This is a genomic window from Kutzneria sp. CA-103260 (assembly GCF_018263855.1).
GTDB lineage: Bacteria > Actinomycetota > Actinomycetes > Mycobacteriales > Pseudonocardiaceae > Kutzneria.
The window spans coordinates 4,827,763-4,847,749 of sequence record NZ_CP073318.1; the positions used below are offsets into that span (position 1 = coordinate 4,827,763).

The following is a 19,987-nucleotide window of genomic DNA, read 5'->3' on the forward strand; positions in this document are numbered from 1 at the left end:
CAGGTCACACCCCGAGCCCACCCATCCCACCGAACCTTCTGGTCGCCTCTCGCCCGCCTCCGGTAGCCTTGTCGGGAGGTCGAGAGGCGCTGCAACGGGCAACAGCCCGCCACGCTCGACTTTGTTCCGCGACGACCAAGGGCGCCTCCCGCGACTGGGAGGTGGCTGGTGTCCGAAAACGCGTTGAGGGAACTGCTCCGGCAGCGGATCGCCGTGCTGGACGGGGCCTGGGGCACGATGTTCCAGAACGCGGGACTCAAGCCCGAGGACTACAAGGCCGGCCGCTTCGAGGACCACAGCAAGGATGTCACGGGCGACCCGGACCTGCTGAACCTGACCCGCCCGGACGTCGTGTCGGACGTGCACCGCCAGTATCTGGCCGCGGGCGCGGACATCACGACCACGAACACCTTCACCGCCACCAGCATCGGGCAGGCCGACTACGACCTGCAGCATCTGGTACGCGACATGAACATCGAGGCCGCCGGCCTGGCCCGGCAGGCCGCGAACGAGTTCGGTGGCCGCTACGTCGCCGGCTCGATCGGCCCGCTCAACGTCACCTTGTCGCTGTCGCCGCGGGTCGAGGACCCGGCCTACCGCGCGGTGACCTTCAACCAGGTGCGCGACTCGTACGCCGAGCAGATCAGCGCGCTGGCCGAGGGCGGCGTGGACCTGCTGCTGGTCGAGACCATCTTCGACACCCTGAACTGCAAGGCGGCGATCGCGGCGGCCCAGGAGGTCGCGCCGCACCTGCCGCTGTGGATCTCGGTGACGATCGTCGACCTGTCCGGCCGCACCCTGTCGGGGCAGACGGTGGAGGCCTTCTGGCGGTCCATCGAGCACGCCAAGCCGCTGGCGGTGGGCGTGAACTGCTCGCTGGGCGCCACCGAGATGCGGCCGCATCTGGTGGAGCTGGCCCGGCTGGCCGACACGCACGTGGCCTGCCACCCCAACGCCGGCCTGCCCAACGCCTTCGGCGGCTACGACGAGACACCGGCCCAGACCAGCGCGCTGATCGGCGAGTTCGCCGAGTCGCACCTGGTCAACATCGTCGGCGGCTGCTGCGGCACCACCCCGGCGCACATCGCCAAGATCGCTGAGACGGTCAAGAACCTCCCGCCCCGCCGGCTGCCGACGATCGAGCCGGCGACCCGGTTCAGCGGCCTGGAGCCGTTCGCGATCGGCCCGGACACCGGCTTCGTGATGATCGGCGAGCGGACCAACGTCACCGGCTCGGCCAAGTTCCGCCGGCTCATCGAGTCGGACAACCACCAGGCGGCCGTGGACGTGGCGCTGGAGCAGGTGCGCGGCGGCGCCAACCTGCTGGACGTGAACATGGACGCCGACCTGCTCGACAGCGAGCAGGCGATGACCACCTTCCTGAACCTGGTCGCGACCGAGCCGGAGGTGGCCCGGATCCCGATCATGGTCGACAGCTCGCGGTGGAGCGTGCTGGAGGCCGGCCTGCGCTGCGTGCAGGGCAAGGGCGTGGTCAACTCGATCTCCCTGAAGGAGGGCGAGGAGCCGTTCCTGCGGCAGGCCCGCACGATCCGCGAGTACGGCGCCGGCGTGGTCGTGATGGCCTTCGACGAGCAGGGCCAGGCCGACACCACCGAGCGCAAGGTGCAGATCTGCGCCCGCGCCTACGACCTGCTCACCAAGGAAGTGGGCTTCCCGGCCGAGGACATCATCTTCGACCCGAACGTGCTGGCCGTCGCCACCGGCATCAGCGAGCACAACGGCTACGCCAAGGCCTTCATCGACGCGCTGCCGCTGATCAAGCAGCGCTGCCCGGGCGCCCGCACCAGCGGCGGCATCTCGAACCTGTCGTTCTCCTTCCGTGGCAACGATGTCGTGCGCGAGGCCATGCACTCGGCCTTCCTGTACTACGCGGTCGCCGCCGGCCTGGACATGGGCATCGTCAACGCCGGCCAGCTGGCCGTCTACCAGGACATCCCGGCCGACCTGCTGGAACTGGTCGAGGACGTGCTGTTCGACCGCCGGGAGGACGCGACCGACCGGCTGGTGGAGTTCGCGGAGACGGTGCGGGGCAAGGGAACCAAGCGGGTCGTGGACCTGTCCTGGCGCGAGTCCCCGGTGCGGGAGCGGCTGTCGCACGCGCTGGTGCACGGCATCGTGGACTTCATCGAGGACGACACCGAGGAGGCCCGGCAGGAGGCCGCGCGGCCGCTGGAGGTCATCGAGGGTCCGCTGATGGACGGCATGAAGATCGTCGGCGACCTGTTCGGCTCCGGCAAGATGTTCCTCCCCCAGGTGGTGAAGAGCGCCCGCGTGATGAAGCGCGCGGTGGCCTACCTGGAGCCGTACATGGAGGAGGAGAAGGAGCAGCTGCGGCTGTCCGGCGTGCAGGAGACAGCCCGCGGCAACGGCAAGGTCGTGCTGGCCACCGTGAAGGGCGACGTGCACGACATCGGCAAGAACATCGTCGGCGTGGTGCTGGGCTGCAACAGCTACGACGTGATCGACCTGGGCGTGATGGTGCCGGCGGCCAAGATCCTGGACACCGCGGTGGCCGAGGGCGCGGACGCGATCGGACTGTCCGGCCTGATCACGCCGTCGCTGGACGAGATGGTGTCGGTGGCGGCGGAGATGCAGCGGCGCGGGCTGAAGCTGCCGCTGTTGATCGGCGGCGCGACCACTTCCCGCCAGCACACCGCGGTGCGGATCGCCCCGGCCTATGAGTCGACGACCGTGCACGTGCTCGACGCCTCCCGGGTCGTCGGCGTGGTGTCCGACCTGCTCGACCCGGAGCGGGCCGAGGTGCTGGCCGAGAACAACGCCGTCGAGCAGGAGCGGCTGCGGGAGCAGCACGCCAACCGCCAGCAGCGGCCGCTGCTCACGCTGGAGCAGGCCCGGGCCAACCGCGAGGTGGTGTCCTTCGACGACGTGCCGACGCCGCCGTTCACCGGCACCAAGCGCGTGAGCCCGGACCTGACGACGCTGCGTGAGATGGTCGACTGGACGTTCCTGTTCCTGGCCTGGGAGCTGAAGGGCAAGTACCCGGCGATCCTGGACCAGCCGGTGGCGCGGGAGCTGTTCGACGACGCCAACACGCTGCTGGACCAGATCATCGCCGAGGGCACGCTGCGGGCCGAGGGCGTCTACGGCTTCTGGCCCGCGCACTCCGACGGCGACGACATCATCCTGGATGGCGCGCCGGACTTCCCGATGCTGCGGCAGCAGACCGAGAAGCCCGACGGCCGGCCCAACCGCTGTCTGGCCGACTACATCGCGCCGGCCGGCGACCACCTCGGCGGCTTCGCGGTGACCATCCTCGGCGCCGAGGAGCTGGCCGCCAAGTACGAGGCCGTCAACGACGACTACCGGGCGATCATGGTCAAGGCGCTGGCCGACCGGCTGGCCGAGGCCTTCGCCGAGTACATCCACCTGCAGGCCCGCCGCGAGTGGTTCGAGCCGGACGCCCAGCCGGAGCTGGCCGACCTGCACGCCGAGCGGTTCCGCGGCATCCGGCCGGCGCTGGGCTACCCGGCCAGCCCCGACCACAGCGAGAAGGCCGACCTGTTCCAGATGCTGGGGGCCGAGGAGTTCGGCATGGCATTGACCGAGTCGTACGCCATGACCCCGGCGGCCAGCGTCAGCGGCCTGATCTTCGCCCACCCGGAGTCCAAGTACTTCACCGTCGGCCGGCTGGGCCGCGACCAGGTCGAGGACTACGCCGCCCGCCGCGGCGTGCCGGTGGCCGAGGTCGAGCGCTGGCTGCGCCCCAACCTCGCCTACGACCCCCAGTAACCTCGCGAGTCCCGCTCTCAGGCACATGAAACACCGGTTTCAGGACGAACTGAAACCGGTGTTTCGGTTGCTGGAGAGCGGGACTCGCGGGGGTCAGGGTTGGGTGGCGTCGAGCTGGGCCAGTTGCTCCTCGACCTCGGCGGTGTCCTGGGACTCCAGGGCGGTCAGGATCGGCAGGGCCAGCCGGTAGGACTCGCGTGCGGCGTCCACCCGGCCGGCCCGCAGCTCGGCCAATGCCTTGCCGCGCAGGGCGTTGGCGATGCCGAAGCGGTCGTTGATGGACTGCCGGGCCTGGATGGCCTGGTCGTAGTAGTCGATGGACTCGGCGTAGTTGCCGGCGGCCAGGTGGATCTCGCCGAGCAGGTTGAGGCCGGAGCCGATGCCGTGCGTGTAGTTGACGTCGTGCCAGGCCTCAAGCGTGAGATGGCCGTACTCCAAAGCCTTCTCGTGGTCCCCGATGGCGTTGTAGGCCGAGGCGGTGCCCTGTAGCGCCCACGCCCGCCCCCAGGTGTTGCCGATCGCCGCGTACGCCTCGGCGGCGGTGCGCAGCGCGGCCATGGCCTCGGGCAGCTTGCCCATGCTGACGTAGGTGTGGCCGAGCGAGTTGTAGGTGATCCCGACCAGCCACTTCTCGTCGATCTGCGGGAACAGGGCGATGGCCTGCTGGTAGTGGTCGACGGCCTCGTCGTAGCGGCGCAGGTCGTTGGCGATGATGCCGAGGATCCCGTGCGCGGACGCCTGGCCGTTGACGTCGCCGTCGAGGACGGCGTGCCGCAGCGAGATCCGGATCATCTCGCCCCACAGCTCCCAGCGCTTGTTGCACACGTACCAGAAGCTGGACAGGGTCTGCGGCAGCCGCCAGGCGACGGCGTGCTCCGCCAGCTCCACGGCCCGCCGCACGGCCTCGACGAGGTTGGTCTCCTCGGTCATGAACCACGCCTTGACGCCCTCGGGGTCGTCCTGCTCGTGGAACGTCCAGTGCGCGGGCGGGTCGATGATGTTGTGCACGGGCTTGAACGACAGCATCTTGCGGTCGGCCTCGTTGGCGGCGTGCAGGTACCAGCTCACCGACCGCCGGACCGCGGCGTCCCGCTCGGCGGCGGTCTCGTCGTTGTCGGCCCGCTCCACCGCGTACACCCGCAGCAGGTCGTGGAACTGGTACCGGCCGTCGCCGCGCAGTTCCAGCAGATGCGCCCGGACCAACTCGTCCAGTTGCTGCCGGGCCTCGTCCTCGGTCACGTCGGCCAGCGCGCCGGCGGCGTGCCGGCTGACGTCGGGCCCGGCGTGCAGGCCCAGCCGGCGGAACATGCGCTTGGCCTCGGGGCTGAGCGCGGCGTACGACCAGGAGAACACCGCCCGCACGCTGGAGGCGGCGTCGTCGCCGGTGTCCAGGGCGTCCAGCCGGAAGTCGTCCCGCAGCTCGTCGACGAACTGGGCCAGCGGCAGGTTGGGGCTGCACCAGGCCCGCGCGCCCACGATGCTCAGGGCCAGCGGCAGGCCGGCGCACAGCGCGAGCAGCTCGTCGAACGCCTCGCGCTCCTCGTCGACCCGCTCCGGGCTGAGGTAGCTGGCCAGCAGCGCGGCCGAGTCGACCTCGTCGAACAGGCCGAGCGTGAGCTGCTGGCTGTCGCCGGTGGCGACCAGGCCGTCCAGCCGGTTGCGGCTGGTCACCAGGACCACGCAGCTCTGGTTGGCCGGCAGCAGCGGCGTGACCTGGTCGGTGGACACGGCGTTGTCCAGCACCATCAGCATCCGCCGGCCGGCGACCACGTTGCGCAGCAGCACGGTGCGCTCGGCGGTGGTCCGCGGAATCTTCTCGGCCGGCACCCGAAAAGCGGACAGCAGCGTGAACAGCGCGTCGTGCGGCTGCACGGGTTTGTCGGCGACGTCGAATCCGCGCAGGTTCAAATAGATCTGGCCGTCCGGGAAAAGGTCGCGGACCAAATGCGACCAGTGCACGGCGAGCGAGGTCTTTCCGATTCCGGCGGTGCCCTCGATGGTGGTGATGACAACGGTGCCGCCGTGGCTGACCGCGCCGGCCACCGGCAGCAGCGCGTCCAGTCGCCGCAGCTCCTCGCCGCGGCCGGTGAACCGGCGGGTGTCGTGCGGCAGCTGGGACGGCACGACCCGCGGCAGCAGCGAGTCCTCGGCCGGCCCGGCGGTGTTGAGCAGCGTGTCGTACACGGAGCGCAGCGCCGGGCCAGGCTGCACGCCCAGGCGGTCGTCCAGCAGCCGGGCGCCGGCCTGGTAGACCGACTTGGCCTCGCCGGTGCGGCCGTGCTGGTGCAACGCCCGGATGAGCAGCGCCCGGCTCGACTCACGCAGCGGGTGGTCGTCGAGCACGGTCTTGAGCTCGCTGACCACCTCGGCCGGTCGGCCCAGGGTCAGCAGCAGGTCGGCGCGCTCCTCGACGACATCGAGGCGCAGCTCGGCCAGCCGGTGCCGCTCGACGTCGGCGAACGGGCCGCCGATGCTGCCCAGCGGGGTGCCCGACCACAGCGCCAGGGCCCGGTCCAGCTCGGCCAGGGCGGCGTCGGGATCGTTGCCGGACAGCTGCCGCGCGGCCTGGCGGTGCCGGGCGAAGCGCTCGGCGTCCACGTCGTCGGGCTCGACCCGCAGGCTGTAGCCGGAGCCGGCGCTGACCAGCACCTGGAACGTCTTGCGGGCCGGCTCCAGGGCACGCCGCAGGCCGGCGACGTAGGTGTGCACGCTGCCGACGGCGCTGGCCGGCGGCTCGGTGCCCCAGATGGCGTCGATCAGCTCGGCCCGGGAGATCACCTGGTTGGCGTTGGTGGCCAGCACCGCCAGCAGCGCCTGCTGGCGCGGCGGGCCGACCGCCACCTCGGCCCCGCCCCGCCAGGCGCGGACCGGTCCGAGCAGGCCGATGCGGAGGTGGGTCGTCTCCTCGATGATCGTCAACGCCAGGACTCCGTGCGTGAGAGCGATACCAGTTGACCTCACGCTATACCCGAACGGGTGAGTGAACGGCATTAACTAGCCGCGTGGCGTGACCGGCGGGTCACGGTCAGTCGGCGGACACCCGCCGTTCATCCGCCGGAATTCATTGCTCCATTTCGTGCGTCGCATTTCACATATACGAACTTCAGTCGGCCCTGACGTCATCGTGGACCAAGAAGAAGGTCCCGTTCTGTTCACCGACGTGAACGCCAGAAATGCATCATTGACGGGCGAACAACCGCCTTCTAGCTTTTCCAGGTCGAAATCAGCTTCGAGGAGGCAGCTCGATGATCCGTGGCGTGACGGCCGTGTTGTTCGCGGCCCTGCTGACCGCTGTCGCCGCGCCCGCGGCACTGGCCGACGACGCGCACCACGACCACTGGCACGTCGTGGACAAGACCACCGTCAGCGCGGCCGTCGGCGGGGAGGGAGTGGCCACGGTCAGACTCCCCGGCCAGCCGGTGAAGGTGTACTACACCGCCGGCAACACCATCCCGGCCAACCTGAAGGCCGAGGGCTGGGGTCACATCGGCGACCCCGACTCGCTGCACGGCTACGTCTTCGACCCCTACCAGCAGACCACCGCCACGATCACGCAGAAGATGATGCTGGTGACCACGCCGACCGGTCAGCAGTACGAGTACGCGCACACGCTCGGCCCCGACGAGATCGTGCCCAACGCCAACGCCTACACCGCCGTCACGCCGGACGGGCAGTGGCTGGTGTCCAGCGAGCTGGCCCAGGTCGACCGACTGCTGGTGTTCCCGGCGCCGATCCTGAACAAGGCGCTGCCGGCCGGCGGCGGCACCCTGCCGCTGGCCGCGAAGGTGCTGCTGGACAAGCCGGTCCGCAACCTCCAGGGCTGCGACTTCATCACCTCGACCCGGCTGATCTGCGCGTCCGACGACTCCAACAACGACCTGTACCCGACCAGCAAGCCGCTGCTGCAGATCGACCTCCAGCACCAGCTGCGCGGCCAGGACGTCCGGGCACACGTCACCTCGCTCGGGCAGCTGCCGCTGGTCAGCACCTGCGTCGGCGCGTACACCGCCGAGGGCGTCGACTACGACACGGTGACCGGTGAGCTGCGGGTCGAGGTCGTGCCACCGAGCCCGTGCAACACCGACGTCACCGTGTACACCTACCGCCGCTGACCGCTAGTTGGAACGAATCGCTGCCACCGTGGCCGCTGCCCCGGGTTCGACCGGCTCGAAGTGGCCGATCCCGGGCAGCACCACCAGCTCGGCCCCGCTTTTCTCCTGGTACCGCTGGGAAAGCTCCAGTGGGACGTGAGTGTCGGCGTCGCCGTGGAGCAGCGTGACGGGCACGGGCGGCGGCACCTGGTTCATCGGGTCCGCCGCCGCCAGCCGGCCGAGGTCACCACCCAGCAACAGGGTCACGGCGTTGTCGCTCAACCCCAGCTCGTGCGCCCGGGCCAGGTCGCACAGGCCGCCGACCGCCACCACCTTGGCCACGCCGGGACGGTCGGCGGCCAGCAGCGAGAGGTGGCCGCCGGCCGAGTGGCCGACGAGCACGATCCGCTTGCCGGGGAACAGTTCCACGGCCTTGTCCACGCCGGCGGCGACGTCCTCGAAGATCACCGGCCACTCGCCGCCGTTGCCGATCCGCCGGTACTCCAACGAAACCACCGACAAGCCCTGGGCCACCAGGTATTCCGCGAACGGCACCAGGTACGACCGGTCGTAGCGGACTCGCCAGTAGCCGCCGTGCACCAGGACCGCAACGGTGTCGGAGCCGTTGTCCCACACGTCGACGACCTGATCCGCGTGGTCGCCGTAGTCGACTGTCCTCATGCCAGAATCTCACCCAGAATCTCGGCCGCCCGCAAGGCGTCCGCGAACCGGGTGTACAGCGGCGTGAAGCCGAAGCGCAGCAGGTCCGGCGGACGGTGGTCGCCGACCACTCCCCTGGCGATCAGCTCGGCCATCACCTTCTCGGCGTCCACACAGGACAGTGACACCTGGCTGCCGCGGTCCTCGCCGGCCGGCGTGACGCTCCTGGCCGCCGGGGCCAGCTCACGCGCACAGTCGACGAAGAATTCGGTCAGAGCCAGGCTTTTCGCTCGCAGCTGGGCCAGATCGACGTCGTCCCAGACGTCCAGGCTGGCGTCCAGGGTCAGCAGCGACACGATCTCCGGCGTGCCGGCACGGGCCTTGGCGATGCCTTCCGCCGCAACGTATTCCGGGTCCATGGCGAACGGCTCGCGATGCGAGCACCAACCGCCGAGCGGCTGGTCCAGCACCGGCAGCAGGTCCGGCCGGACGGCGAAGAAGGCCGGCGCGCCCGGGCCGCCGTTGAGGTACTTGTACGTGCAGCCAACGGCGAAATCCACGTTGTGCTGCAAGAGATCGACCGGCAGCGCACCGGCGCTGTGCGACAGGTCCCAGATCACCCGGGCCCCGGCCGCGTGCGCGGCGGCGGTGAGAGCTCCCATGTCGTGCAGGCGGCCCGAGCGGTAGTCCACGTGGTTGAGCAGCACCACCGCGGTGTCGTCGCCCACCTCGTCGGGAACGTTCTTCGGCTCAACCGGGCGGATCGTCGCCCCGGTCAGCCGCGCCGCCGAGGCCGCGACGTAGCCGTCGGTCGGGAAAGTCGTGGCGTCGACCAGGATCTCGCCGCGACCGGGCGTCATCCGCAGCGCCGAGACGACCGCCCGGAAGATGTTGACGCTGGTCGAGTCGCCGACCACGACGTGGCCCGGGGCCGCGCCGACCAGCGGGGCGATCCGGTCGCCGATCCGCTGCGGGGCGTCCCACCAGCCTTCTTCGGTCCAGCCCCGGATGCGCATCCGGCCCCACTGCCGGGTCAGCACGTCGGCGACCCGGGCCGGCACGTGCCGGGGCAGCGCGCCCAGCGAGTTGCCGTCCAGGTAGATCACGCCGTCGTCGAGGTCGAACAGGTCGCGCTTGGCGGCCAGGGGATCGTTGGCGTCGGCCTTCGCGGCCCGCTCGGCGAGCTCAGACATGGCTGCGCGCCGTCCACAGCTCAGGGAACACGACCTTGTTGGCCCGCTTCTCCAGCCAGGCCACGCCGGCCGAGCCGCCGGTGCCGGGCTTGGCCCCCATCGCGCGGCGGGTGGCCAGCAGGTGGTCGGTGCGCCATCGGCCCACCAGCTCGGCGACGTCGGTCAATGCCTCTCCCAGGGTCACCAGGTCATCATGCCGTGGATCCTGGTAGATCTCCGTCCACGTCGCCTCGACGCCCGGATTCTCCTGGTAGCGCTGGGAGACGTCGCGGTCCAGCACCTCGGCCGGGATGTCGAAGCCGCGGCGGTGCAGGAAGCGCAGCACCTCGTCGTACAGGCTGGGCTCGTGCAGCGCCCGCTCCAGCTCCCGGTGCACCTGCGGGACCGCCTTGTGCGGCTGGAGCAGGCTGACGCTCTTGTCGCCCAGCACGAACTCCAGCTGGCGGAACATCGCCGACTGGAACCCCGAGCCCTCGCCCAGCGCCGAGCGGTAGGAGTTGAACTGGCCCGGCGTCAGCGAGGCGATCGGCTGCCAGGCGGCGTTGAGCGCCTTGAGCTGCGGCTGGCTGCGGCGCAGCGCCGCCAGCGCGTCGCCGAGGCGGTCCTGGCGCAGCGCGTCGCGGGCGGTGCGCCACTCGTGCACGAGCAGGGTGAACCACAGTTCCATCACCTGGGTGGTGATCAGGAACGCCATCTCGGCCGGGTCGTCGGACCAAGGCTGTTGCAGGGACGTCAGCACCGAGGCGTGCACGTACTGGTCGTACGGGCTGGCCTCGGCGAACTCCAGCTTCGGCTCGGTTTTCACCCGGACATCGTCGCCCGATCGAGGGACGTTCGGAATGGCTGTCGACAGGTGCCGGTCGCCATTTGCTTGTTGGTCGTAAAGATGTGAGCGGTTACGGCTTACACTCGTGAGATGGAGCTGGACAACCTCGACTGGGGCCTGCTGACCGAGCTCCAGGCCGACGCCCGGACCTCGTTCAACGAACTCGCCCGCCGCCTCGGCGTCTCCGCTCCCACCATCGCCCAGCGGGTGCGCCGGCTGGAGGAGTCCGGCGTGATCACCGGCTACCGCGCCACCGTCGACGTCTCCGCCGTCGGCCTCGGCGTGCAGGCCCTGGTCTCCATGCGCTGCTACGGACCGCGCTGCATCACGCTGCAACCCGAGCGGGTCGCCGACTTCGCCGAGATCCTGTCCATCGTGCGGCTCACCGGCGACGTCTGCTCCATCGTGCACATCGCCGCCCGGGACGTGCAGCAGCTCACCGCCGTGTTGGAACGCCTGTGGGGCTACGGCGAGACCTCCAGCGCCATGATTCTGTCCTGGCCGGCCCCACCCCGGCCGGTCACTAGGGCAGCATTGGGGCTGTGAAGATCATCGTCATCGGCGCCACCGGCACCCTCGGCCGGGCCGTCAGCACCGCCCTTTCCGTTCGCCACGAAGTGATCCCCGCGTCCCGCCGCGGCCCGATCGCCGTCGACCTCGACGACCCGTCCTCCATCGACGCCCTGTTCGCAGCCGTGCCTGACGTCGACGCAGTCGTGTGCTGCGCGGCCAGCGGCCCCCTGCTCGACCTCGCCGCCGCCACCGACGCCGAGTTCGCCGCGGGCCTGTCCGGCAAGCTCCTCGGCCAGGTCGCCCTCGCCCGCCGGGCGCTGCACCACTTGCGGGACAACGGATCCATCACCCTCACCGGCGGCACCTTCGCCGCTCCCCTGGCCGGCGGCTCGCTCGGCGCGCTGGTCAACGCCGGCCTGTCCGGCTTCGTCACCAACGCCGCCGCCGAACTGCCCCGCGAGCTGCGCCTCAACCTCGTCGCCCCCGGCTGGCTCCGGGAAACCCTGGTGTCACTGGGCATGGACCCGGCCGACGGCACACCCGCCGCCGACGTGGCCCGGCACTACCTGGCCTGCGTCGAGGGGACGGAGAACGGCCTGACCATCAGCTGAGGTGGCGGATCATCGGCCACATCCGGGCCCAGCTGCCGACCGGCTGCTCGCAGCGAAAGATCGTGGCGTGGTTGGTGGTCTCCTCGTTCTGCACGCCGTCCGGCATGGTGATCGGCGCGATGGGCTGAACGACCCGCCAGCCCCGGCGCAGTTGGTCGGCGGTGAACTCCCCGACGCACAACACCGTCGGCGAGGTGCCGGGCGGCGGGCCCCAGTCACCGTAGGCGTTGTGTCCACTGTAGACGTTGGCGAGGCCGCCGATGATGGTCAGGGCGCCCGCCTCGCCGTAGTTGCTGGTGAAGACCGGAGTGCCCGGCGGCATCGTCTGCTCGGCCCGTTTCACCTGATCCACAAACTCCGGCCAGCCGTAGGTCTCCGTCGGCTCCGGGTCGATCGCCCGCAGGTGTGTCTGCACCGACGGCGGCAGGATCGGCAGCGTCAGGAACACGGCCACCACACCGGTTGCCGCGACGGCGATGATCCACCCCTTTGGCGCCGCACCCTTCCACACCGCGCCGGCCGCGAACAACAGCGCCAGCACCGGCGCCGTGTAGTACGACTTGCCGCCCGACAGCGTGAAGACCACGGCCGTCACGATGACCACCACCAACAGCCAGCGGTGCTCGCCCTTGGCCAGCCAGCGGGCGCCGAGCACCCACACCGCCACCAGCGGCGGCCCGGCCAGCAGCAACGCCAGCACCACCAACTGGACCGACGACCCGGGGATGCCACCGGTCCGGTTCGACAACACCGCCGCCATCCCGAACTCGGGCCAGCCGTTGGCGAACTCCCAGATGATGTTCGGCAGCGCGATCACCAGCGCGAGCCCCGCGGCCAGCCACGGTCCTCCGGTGCGCAGCACGTCCCGGCGGAAGATCAGCAACCCGATCCCGATGCCGGCCAACAACACCACCACCGTGGACTTGTTCTCCATGCCCAGGCCGGCGATCATCCCCGGCAGCAGCCACGCCCTGACCGTGCCGATCCGCACCGCGCGCGTCGCCGTCAGGAAGACAGCGACCCACACCACCTGGTCCAGCACCGTCGTGCCGAACAACAGCGACGCCCCCACGAACACCGGCGACGCCGCCACACAACCCGCCGCCAACGCCTGGGCCTTGCGGTTACCGCCCAGCTCCGCCGCCAGCATCGCCGTCAACACCACGCAGCCCACCTGCGCCGCCAGCGCCAGGATCCGCAGTGCCAGCAGGTTTCCCGCCAGGGCCGCGAGGACCGGCGTCAGCGGGGGCTGGTCGACGTAGCCGAACGCGGGATGCTGGCCCGAGGTGACGTAGTACAGCTCGTCACGATGCCAGCCGTAGCGCAACGCCACCGCCAGGTGCACCACGGCGGCCACCGCCGCGACGATCAGGACCGGCCGCCAGGCTGTGCCCATGCCGCGCGTTCCGCGCGGGGCGAGGTCGCTTCTAAGCCGGTCTCTTCGCCTTGGTCGGAAAAATCGCTGAAAAGACGCGATTTTCCCGACCCGCGGCTCCAGAGACCGGCGCGACCTCGCACGTGACACACCGGGACTCTACATTCGGTGTGCCCGAAAGCGTGACCGCCGCAGTGTCAGCTCTTGGTGGCCAGCGAGCGGAGGAAGAAAGCGACGTTGGCGGGACGCTCGGCCAGGCGGCGCATGAAGTAGCCGTACCACTGGTCGCCGTAGGGGACGTAGACCCGCAGCGTCTTGCCGGCGGCGGCGATCTGGCGCTGGGCGTCGGGGCGCACGCCGTAGAGCATCTGGTGCTCGTAGGTGTCGGGCGTGCGGCCGGCGGCGTCGGCCAGGTCGGCGGCGATGGACACCAGGCGCGGGTCGTGGGAGGCGACCATCGGGTAGCCGTCCCCGGCCATGAGGATCTTCAGGCAGCGGACGTAGGACCGGTCCACCTCGGACTTGTCCTGGTACGCAACGGTTTCCGGCTCCTTGTAGGCGCCCTTGCACAGCCGCACCCGGGAGCCGGCGCCGGACAGGTCCCGGCAGTCCTGCTCGGTGCGCCGCAGGTAGGCCTGCAACACGGCGCCGGTGGACGGGAAGTCGACCCGGAGGTCGGCGAGGATGCCCAGGGTGGAGTCCGTGGTGGTGTGGTCCTCCATGTCCAGCGTGACCGTGGTGCCGACGGCGGCGGCCGCCTCGCCGATCAGCCGGGCGTTGTCCAGGGCGATCTTCTCGCCGTCCTTGGGCAGCGACTGGCCGACCGCCGACAGCTTCACGGAAACCTCGGCGCCGGCCGACAGCCCGGTGTCGCCCAGCTCGGCCAGCAGCCGCTCGTAGGCGTGCACGGTGGCGGCGGCCTGCGCGGCGTCCATGGTGTCCTCGCCGAGGTGGTCGAGCGTGACCTTGCGGCCGTCGCCGATCAGCGACGCGGTCACGGCCACGGCCTCACCCAGCGACGAGCCGGCCACGAACCTGCGCACCACCGGCTTGGCCAGTGGGGTGCGCTCGACGGCCTGCCGGGCCAGCGGTGAGCGGGCGGCGGCCAGCAAAGCGGTGCGCAGCATGGGATCTCCTCACTTTCTGTCACCAAGTTTGGTCACATGTGGCGCGCATGTGGCGTTGTGGGCCACATGCGCGCCACATGTGGCGTTTCACCCCTGGTGGGGGTGACGCACGGTGGTCGGAGCGACGAAGGTCTCCTTGACCGAGCGGGGGCTGACCCAGCGCAGCAGGTTGTGCACCGAGCCGGCCTTGTCGTTGGTGCCCGACGCCCGGCCGCCGCCGAACGGCTGCTGGCCGACGACCGCGCCGGTGGGCTTGTCGTTGACGTAGAAGTTGCCGGCGGCGAAGCGCAGCGCCTGCGAGGCCTGGACCACGGCGGCCCGGTCGTCGGCGATGATCGAGCCGGTCAGCGCGTACGGCGACGCCGAGTCCACAGTGGACAGCACCGAGTCGAAGTCGTTGTCCTCGTAGACGTGCACGGCCAGCACCGGACCGAAGAACTCCGTCTTGAACACGTCGTGCGAGGGGTCCTCGCCGACGAGCACGGTCGGCCGCACGAAGTAGCCGTCGGAGTCGTCGGCGGTGCCGCCGGCGATGACCTCCAGCTTGCTGTCGCCGCGGGCCCGGTCCAGCACGCCGGCGAGCTTGTCGTACGAGCGGCGGTCGATCACCGCGCCCATGAAGTTGCTCAGGTCGGTGACGTCGCCCATGGTCAGCGCCTCGGTCTCGGCGACCAGGCCGTCCCGCAGCTTGGCCCACACCGACCGCGGGACGTAGGCCCGCGAGGCGGCCGAGCACTTCTGGCCCTGGTACTCGAAGGCGCCGCGGACCAGCGCGGTGCGCAGCACGTCCAGGTCGGCCGACGGATGGGCCAGCACGAAGTCCTTGCCGCCGGTCTCGCCGACCAGCCGCGGGTAGCTGCGGTAGTTGGCGATGTTCGCGCCGACCGTCGACCACAGGTGCTGGAAGGTCTTGGTGGAGCCGGTGAAGTGGATGCCGGCCAGGTCGGGGTCGGCCAGCGCCACCTCGGAGACGGCGAGGCCGTCACCGGTCAGCAGGTTGATCACGCCCGGGGGCATGCCGGCCTGCTCCAGCAGCCGCATGGTCAGGTGCGCGGCGAACGTCTGCGTCGGCGACGGCTTCCACAGCACCACGTTGCCCAGCAGCGCCGGCGCGGTCGGCAGGTTGCCGGCGATGGCGGTGAAGTTGAACGGCGTGATGGCGTAGACGAAGCCTTCGAGCGGCCGGTGGTCGGTGCGGTTCCAGACGCCCTTCGAGCTCTCCGGCTGCTTGGCCTGCAGCTCGCGGGCGAAGGCCACGTTGAAGCGCCAGAAGTCGGCCAGCTCGCAGGCGGAGTCGATCTCGGCCTGGATGGCGGTCTTGGACTGGCCGAGCATGGTGGCGGCGTTGAGGGTGGCGCGCCACGGGCCGGACAGCAGGTCGGCGGCGCGCAGCAGGATCGCCGCTCGCTCGTCGAACGGCATCGCCTGCCACGCCGGGGCGGCGGCCTTGGCGGCGGCGATCGCGTCGCGGGCGTCGGCCTGGGTGGCGCCGGCGAAGGTGCCCAGCACGGCGCGGTGGTTGTGCGGCTGCACGACGTCGACGCGCTCGCCGCCGCCCATCCGCTGCTCGCCGCCGATGGTCAGCGGCAGCTCGATCTGCTCCTTGGCCAGCTCGACCAGCTTCGCCGTCAGCTCGGCCCGCTCCGGGCTGCCCGGCGCGTACTGCAGCACCGGCTCGTTCACGGGGGTCGGGACCTGCGTCACGGCGTCCACTGGCACTCCTTCGGCGTCGTCGTCGATGGGCAAAGGCTATGCAGCGCCGACCGGCGGTGTGTTGTTCGGACGGCTAAGCTTGCCGGTGCCGGGTTGTCCGGGTGAACAAAGGAGCGGATCATCAGCGGGTCGAGCGTCCAGCAGCTGCTGCTCGCCCTCGGCGAGCCGTTCGTCGAGGTGCTGACCGCCCCCGACGGCCTGGACGCCGAAGTGCGGGACGTGGTGATCCTCGATCCCGACGACGCCCCCGACTCCCGCCCCGGCGACCTGGTGCTGGTGATCGGGGCCCGGGGCAAGTCCGCCACCGCGCACGTGCGGGCCGCGGGCAAGCGCGGGGCGACCGCCGTCGCCGTCAAGGACGCCGAGCCGTTGCGGCAGGCCGCCGCCGACGCCGGCGTGGCCCTGCTGGATGTCCGCTCCGAGGTGCGCTGGGAACAGCTGGAGTCGTTGGCGCGCAATGTGGTCAGCACCGCTCGGGGCACCGCCGACGCCGATGCCGGCGAGGTGCTCGGCGACCTGTTCTCGTTGGCCCAGACCATCGCCGCCCTGACCGGCGGCAGCGTCAGCATCGAGGACACCGCCAACCGCGTGCTGGCCTACTCGCGCTCCTCCGACGAGGTCGACGAGCTGCGCCGGCTGTCCATCCTCGGCCGCCAGGGGCCCGAGCCGTACCTCGCGATGCTCCGGGAATGGGGTGTGTACCAACGACTTCGCTCCGGCGAGGACGTCGTGCACATCGACGAGCGGCCCGAGCTGGGCATCAAGCGCCGGATCGCGGTCGGCATCCACGCCGGGTCGCAGCCGCTCGGCACCGTGTGGGTGCAGGAGGGCAGTCACCCACTGACCGAGCACGCCGACCGCGCGCTGCTCGGCGCCGCCCGGATCACCGCGCTGCACCTGGTGCAGCACCGCAACACCGCCAGCGCCGGCCTGCGGCTGCGGGAGAACCTGCTGACCGGCGTGCTCGACGGCCGCATCACCGGCGTCTCCGTCGCCGGCCAGATCGGCGCCGACCCCCTCAAACCCGCCGCCGTCGTGGCTTTCCTGTTGCGCAGCACCGATCGCACCCGCTCCGAGGTCGAGTTGCACCGGGCCGAGATGATCAGCATCGTCTCCGTGCACGCCGCCTCGTACCGGCGGTCCGCACTCGTCACTCCCATCGGCGGCCGGGTCTACGTGCTGCTGCCCGAGGTTTCCGACGCCGGCACCGTCACCGCCATGACCCGCGACGCCGTCGCCGCCACCAGCCGGCACCTCGGCCTCACCGTCCAGGCCGGCATCGGCTCCGTGGTCGCCGGCCTCGCGGATGTGCCGGTCTCACGCCAGGAGGCCGACCGCGTCCTCGACGCCATCGCCGCCCGCCCCGAGGTCGCCGTCGCCGCCCTGGCCGACGTGCGGACCCAGGTCCTGCTCAGCGAAACCCTCACCCTGCTGTCCGACAACCCCCGCATCCGCGATCCCCGCCTCGATCCCCTGGCCGGCACCGACATCGGCCGTTCCCTGCTCGCCTACCTCGACGCCTTCGGCGACGTCCGCTCCGCCGCCGCCGGCCTGCACGTCCACCCCAACACCCTGCGCTACCGCGTCCGCCGCGCCTGCGAACTCAGCGGCCTCGACCTCGCCGACCCCGACCAGCGCCTGGTCGCCCAACTCCAACTCCGCCTCACCCGCTAACCCCCATCGCGCCCCCGGCAAACGCCACATGTGCGCCACAGTCGACTCCAGACGCCACATGTGGACCACATGTGGCGGAAAAAGGGAGGGAGAGGAGAGGGGTTAGGGGAGGTGGGTGCGGAAGACGGTGTAGGCCTGCTGTCCGAAGAGGACGAAGCGCACCGTCTGCACCGACGTGTCGGCGGCCAGTTCGGCGGTCACCGTCTCCAGAGCAATCTTGGCCGCCGACTCCAGGGGCCACCGGTAGATGCCGGTGGAGATGGCCGGGAAGGCGACGGTGACAGCGCCGAGCGAAGCGGCCACGCGCAGGGAATTGCGGTGGCAGTCGGCCAACAGCGCCGACCGGTCCTCGGTGTCCGACCACACGGGACCGACGGTGTGCACCACCCAGCGGGCCGGCAAGCGGCCGGCGGTGGTGGCGACAGCCTGGCCGACCTTGAGCCCACGGCCGTAGTGGCCGGCGCGGAGCTTGCGGCACTCGGCCAGGATCTCGGGCCCGCCACGGCGGTGGATGGCGCCGTCGACACCACCGCCGCCGAGCAGAGAAGTGTTGGCAGCGTTGACGATGACGTCCACCTGCTGCGTGGTGATGTCCCCCTCGACGATCTCGACGGGCACGTCAGGCGTCCAGCACCTGGCCACGGCGCTGGACCACCGGCGCCAGGGTCGACCAAGGGAAGTTGATCCAGCGGTCCGTGTGCCGCCACACGTACTCGCACTTGACGGTGGAGTGGGGCTTCTCGTACACGACGGCGCAGCGGACGTCGGCGACCTTGTCCGCGCAGAAGTCGCGGACGAGCTTCAGCGTGGCCCCGGTGTCAGCGACGTCGTCGCAGACGAGGACGTTGGCGCCGTGCAGGTCGACGGCGTTGGGCACGGGCGGGAGCATGACCGGCAGGTCGAGCCGCTGGTCGACGCCGGTGTAGAACTCGACGTTCATCACGTGCAGGTTCTTGACGTCCAGCGCGTAGCCGAGGGCGCCGGCCACGAAGAGGCCACCGCGAGCGATGGACAGCAGCAGGTCGGGCTCGAAGCCGTCGGCGGCGACCATCTCGGCCAGTTCGCGGCTCGCGGAGCCGAACAGCTCCCAGGTCAGCACCTCGCGCTGATCGTTCATGGGCGCTACCCTATCCACACGGAGACAGTTATAGCTTTACAACTAGATGTAAGGTTAGGCTAAGCTGACCCAATGAGTGCGACCCGTATCCAGGTCCGCCGCAGCGAGCGGATCACCCCCCACATGGTCCGCGTGACCTTCGCCGGCGACGGCCTGGCCGTCGACAACGGCTTCACCGACCGCTACGTCAAGCTGCTGTTCCCGGGCGAGGGCGGCTTCCCGGACAACCTCGACGACCTCCCCCGCGACCAGCTGCCGCCCCGCCGCACCTACACGATCCGCTCGCACGACGCGGACAGCGGCGAGCTGACGATCGACTTCGTGCACCACGGCGACAGCGGCCTGGCCGGCCCCTGGGCGGCCAGCGCGAAGCCCGGCGACGAGCTCTACTTCCTCGGCCCGGGCGGCGCCTACGCCCCCGACCCGACGGCGGACTGGCACCTGCTGGTCGGCGACGAGAGCGCGCTGCCGGCGATCGGCGCGGCCATCGACGCGTTGTCCCCGGCGGCCAACGTGGTCGCGGTGGTCGGCAGCGCCGAGCCGCAGCCGTTCGACCGCGAGGTCCGCTGGGTCGACCCGGCCGACGTCGTCGACACGGTGCGAGCCCTGACCTTCCCAGCCGGCCGGGTGCACGCCTTCGTGCACGGCGAGATGGGCATGGTCAAGGAGCTCCGCGGCCACCTGACCGGTGACCGCGGCCTCGACCGCGAGCAGCTGTCGATCTCCGGCTACTGGCGGCGCGGCCTGCACGAGGACGCGTTCCAGGCGGAGAAGCGCACTACAGCCGGCGCAGCCCGCTGAGCACCCGCTCCATCAGCCCCAGGTTGGGCGCGCCGTCGCCGCCGGTGTCGGCGGCGTGCACGAAGACCAGGCCCAGGCCGGCCATGTCGCCGACGAGCACCTTGGACACGCCGAGCGGGATCGACAGCAGCGCGGCGATCTCGGCCACCGACCTGGTCTGCGCGCACAGCTCGGCGATGGCCCGGTACTCGGCCTGCAGCGGCTCGGTCGTGGTGCTGCCGTGCTCGCTGGTCGAGACCAGGGTCTCGATCTGGAGCGGCACCTCCGACCGGGTCCGGCCGCCGGTCCACGCGTAGGCGCGCACGATGGCGGCCGACGACTCGTCCTGGTCGGGTACCGGCGCCTGGGCGGGCGCCGGCTGCTCGACCGGCCGCTCCGGCTCGGCGTGCCGGCCGTCGGGCTCCCGCCGGCCGCGGCGGCGGGAGCCGCCTCCGCCGTTGAGCGTGAAGCCGTTGAGCACGTCCGCGAACGTGCTCTCCGCGGGGTCTTCGCCCCAGTCCTCGGTGTTCATCTCC

Annotated in this window: 16 protein-coding genes; 6 read left to right on the forward strand and 10 right to left on the reverse strand. The window is 70.8% G+C overall.

Annotated elements, in window-relative coordinates; genetic code table 11:
* Positions 1–168 precede the first annotated feature (168 nt).
* Entirely contained in the window at positions 169–3,771 is a 3,603-nt protein-coding gene (gene metH / locus JJ691_RS20810) for a methionine synthase (protein WP_211770391.1), read from the forward strand.
* Between the two features lie 93 nt (positions 3,772–3,864).
* Here the strand turns inward: metH and JJ691_RS20815 are convergent, their stop codons facing one another.
* A complete protein-coding gene (locus tag JJ691_RS20815; RefSeq protein ID WP_211770392.1) occupies positions 3,865–6,690 on the reverse strand; it encodes an AfsR/SARP family transcriptional regulator in 2,826 nt (941 codons plus the stop codon).
* Positions 6,691–7,016: 326 nt separating this feature from the next.
* Here JJ691_RS20815 and JJ691_RS20820 point away from each other — a divergent pair, with 326 nt between their 5' ends.
* The gene (locus JJ691_RS20820) at positions 7,017–7,883 is read left to right on the forward strand and encodes a hypothetical protein (protein WP_211770393.1); all 867 of its coding nucleotides are present in this window, start codon (positions 7,017–7,019) and stop codon (positions 7,881–7,883) included.
* A gap of 3 nt (positions 7,884–7,886) precedes the next feature.
* Here the strand turns inward: JJ691_RS20820 and JJ691_RS20825 are convergent, their stop codons facing one another.
* From JJ691_RS20825 to JJ691_RS20835, 3 genes are read right to left on the reverse strand one after another with little or no spacing between them, the layout of a single operon-like run.
* A complete protein-coding gene (locus JJ691_RS20825) occupies positions 7,887–8,543 on the reverse strand; it encodes an alpha/beta hydrolase family protein (RefSeq protein ID WP_211770394.1) in 657 nt (218 codons plus the stop codon).
* Positions 8,540–9,715 (reverse strand): kynureninase, encoded by a 1,176-nt coding sequence (kynU, locus tag JJ691_RS20830; RefSeq protein WP_211770395.1) that lies wholly within the window; start codon positions 9,713–9,715, stop codon positions 8,540–8,542. The genes JJ691_RS20825 and kynU overlap by 4 nt, the downstream gene beginning before the upstream one ends.
* Positions 9,708–10,520, reverse strand: a complete 813-nt coding sequence (locus tag JJ691_RS20835) for a tryptophan 2,3-dioxygenase (protein WP_211770396.1) — start codon at positions 10,518–10,520, stop codon at positions 9,708–9,710. Before JJ691_RS20835 ends, kynU begins: the two co-directional genes overlap by 8 nt.
* Positions 10,521–10,631: 111 nt before the next feature.
* Between JJ691_RS20835 and JJ691_RS20840 the strand changes: the two genes are divergently transcribed.
* Together JJ691_RS20840 and JJ691_RS20845 are read left to right on the forward strand one after the other, a co-directional pair.
* Positions 10,632–11,087: an Lrp/AsnC family transcriptional regulator gene (locus JJ691_RS20840; RefSeq protein ID WP_211770397.1), complete on the forward strand. Its 456-nt coding sequence runs from the start codon at positions 10,632–10,634 to the stop codon at positions 11,085–11,087.
* A complete protein-coding gene (locus tag JJ691_RS20845) occupies positions 11,084–11,665 on the forward strand; it encodes a short chain dehydrogenase (protein WP_211770398.1) in 582 nt (193 codons plus the stop codon). The genes JJ691_RS20840 and JJ691_RS20845 overlap by 4 nt, the downstream gene beginning before the upstream one ends.
* On the opposite strand, the gene JJ691_RS20850 is transcribed toward JJ691_RS20845, so the two are convergent.
* The 3 genes from JJ691_RS20850 to pruA all read right to left on the reverse strand — a co-directional run bounded on the left by JJ691_RS20850 (position 11,658) and on the right by pruA (position 15,880).
* A complete protein-coding gene (locus JJ691_RS20850; protein WP_211770399.1) occupies positions 11,658–13,061 on the reverse strand; it encodes a glycosyltransferase family 39 protein in 1,404 nt (467 codons plus the stop codon). The two genes, JJ691_RS20845 and JJ691_RS20850, sit on opposite strands and share 8 nt — an antisense overlap.
* Before the next feature lie 176 nt (positions 13,062–13,237).
* The gene (locus tag JJ691_RS20855) at positions 13,238–14,167 is read right to left on the reverse strand and encodes a proline dehydrogenase family protein (protein ID WP_211770400.1); all 930 of its coding nucleotides are present in this window, start codon (positions 14,165–14,167) and stop codon (positions 13,238–13,240) included.
* Between the two features lie 87 nt (positions 14,168–14,254).
* Positions 14,255–15,880 carry an L-glutamate gamma-semialdehyde dehydrogenase gene (pruA, locus tag JJ691_RS20860; RefSeq protein WP_211770401.1) on the reverse strand — a complete coding sequence of 542 codons (1,626 nt, stop codon included), beginning with the start codon at positions 15,878–15,880 and terminating at the stop codon, positions 14,255–14,257.
* 177 nt (positions 15,881–16,057) lie between these two features.
* Between pruA and JJ691_RS20865 the strand changes: the two genes are divergently transcribed.
* Positions 16,058–17,554: a helix-turn-helix domain-containing protein gene (locus JJ691_RS20865; RefSeq protein ID WP_249228079.1), complete on the forward strand. Its 1,497-nt coding sequence runs from the start codon at positions 16,058–16,060 to the stop codon at positions 17,552–17,554.
* A 102-nt stretch (positions 17,555–17,656) separates the two neighbouring features.
* Here JJ691_RS20865 and JJ691_RS20870 read toward each other — a convergent pair whose 3' ends face one another.
* Positions 17,657–18,172, reverse strand: a complete 516-nt coding sequence (locus JJ691_RS20870) for an O-acetyl-ADP-ribose deacetylase (protein ID WP_211770402.1) — start codon at positions 18,170–18,172, stop codon at positions 17,657–17,659.
* A 1-nt stretch (position 18,173) separates the two neighbouring features.
* The gene (locus JJ691_RS20875) at positions 18,174–18,671 is read right to left on the reverse strand and encodes a phosphoribosyltransferase (RefSeq protein WP_211770403.1); all 498 of its coding nucleotides are present in this window, start codon (positions 18,669–18,671) and stop codon (positions 18,174–18,176) included.
* 72 nt (positions 18,672–18,743) lie between these two features.
* On the opposite strand from JJ691_RS20875, the gene JJ691_RS20880 reads away from it, so the two are divergent.
* Entirely contained in the window at positions 18,744–19,472 is a 729-nt protein-coding gene (locus tag JJ691_RS20880) for a siderophore-interacting protein (RefSeq protein WP_211770404.1), read from the forward strand.
* Here JJ691_RS20880 and JJ691_RS20885 read toward each other — a convergent pair.
* Positions 19,450–19,983, reverse strand: a complete 534-nt coding sequence (locus JJ691_RS20885; protein ID WP_211770405.1) for a DUF742 domain-containing protein — start codon at positions 19,981–19,983, stop codon at positions 19,450–19,452. The two genes, JJ691_RS20880 and JJ691_RS20885, sit on opposite strands and share 23 nt — an antisense overlap.
* Positions 19,984–19,987: the final 4 nt, after the last annotated feature.

Bases quoted from the DNA above. Each gene is read 5' to 3' on its own strand.
- kynU (WP_211770395.1), bottom strand. From the start codon at position 9,715: ATGTCTGAGCTCGCCGAGCGGGCCGCGAAGGCCGACGCCAACGATCCC.
- JJ691_RS20825 (WP_211770394.1), bottom strand. From the start codon at position 8,543: ATGAGGACAGTCGACTACGGCGACCACGCGGATCAGGTCGTCGACGTG.
- JJ691_RS20820 (WP_211770393.1), top strand. From the start codon at position 7,017: ATGATCCGTGGCGTGACGGCCGTGTTGTTCGCGGCCCTGCTGACCGCT.
- JJ691_RS20880 (WP_211770404.1), top strand. From the start codon at position 18,744: ATGAGTGCGACCCGTATCCAGGTCCGCCGCAGCGAGCGGATCACCCCC.
- JJ691_RS20850 (WP_211770399.1), bottom strand. From the start codon at position 13,061: ATGGGCACAGCCTGGCGGCCGGTCCTGATCGTCGCGGCGGTGGCCGCC.
- JJ691_RS20840 (WP_211770397.1), top strand. From the start codon at position 10,632: ATGGAGCTGGACAACCTCGACTGGGGCCTGCTGACCGAGCTCCAGGCC.
- JJ691_RS20885 (WP_211770405.1), bottom strand. From the start codon at position 19,983: ATGAACACCGAGGACTGGGGCGAAGACCCCGCGGAGAGCACGTTCGCG.
- JJ691_RS20875 (WP_211770403.1), bottom strand. From the start codon at position 18,671: ATGAACGATCAGCGCGAGGTGCTGACCTGGGAGCTGTTCGGCTCCGCG.
- JJ691_RS20855 (WP_211770400.1), bottom strand. From the start codon at position 14,167: ATGCTGCGCACCGCTTTGCTGGCCGCCGCCCGCTCACCGCTGGCCCGG.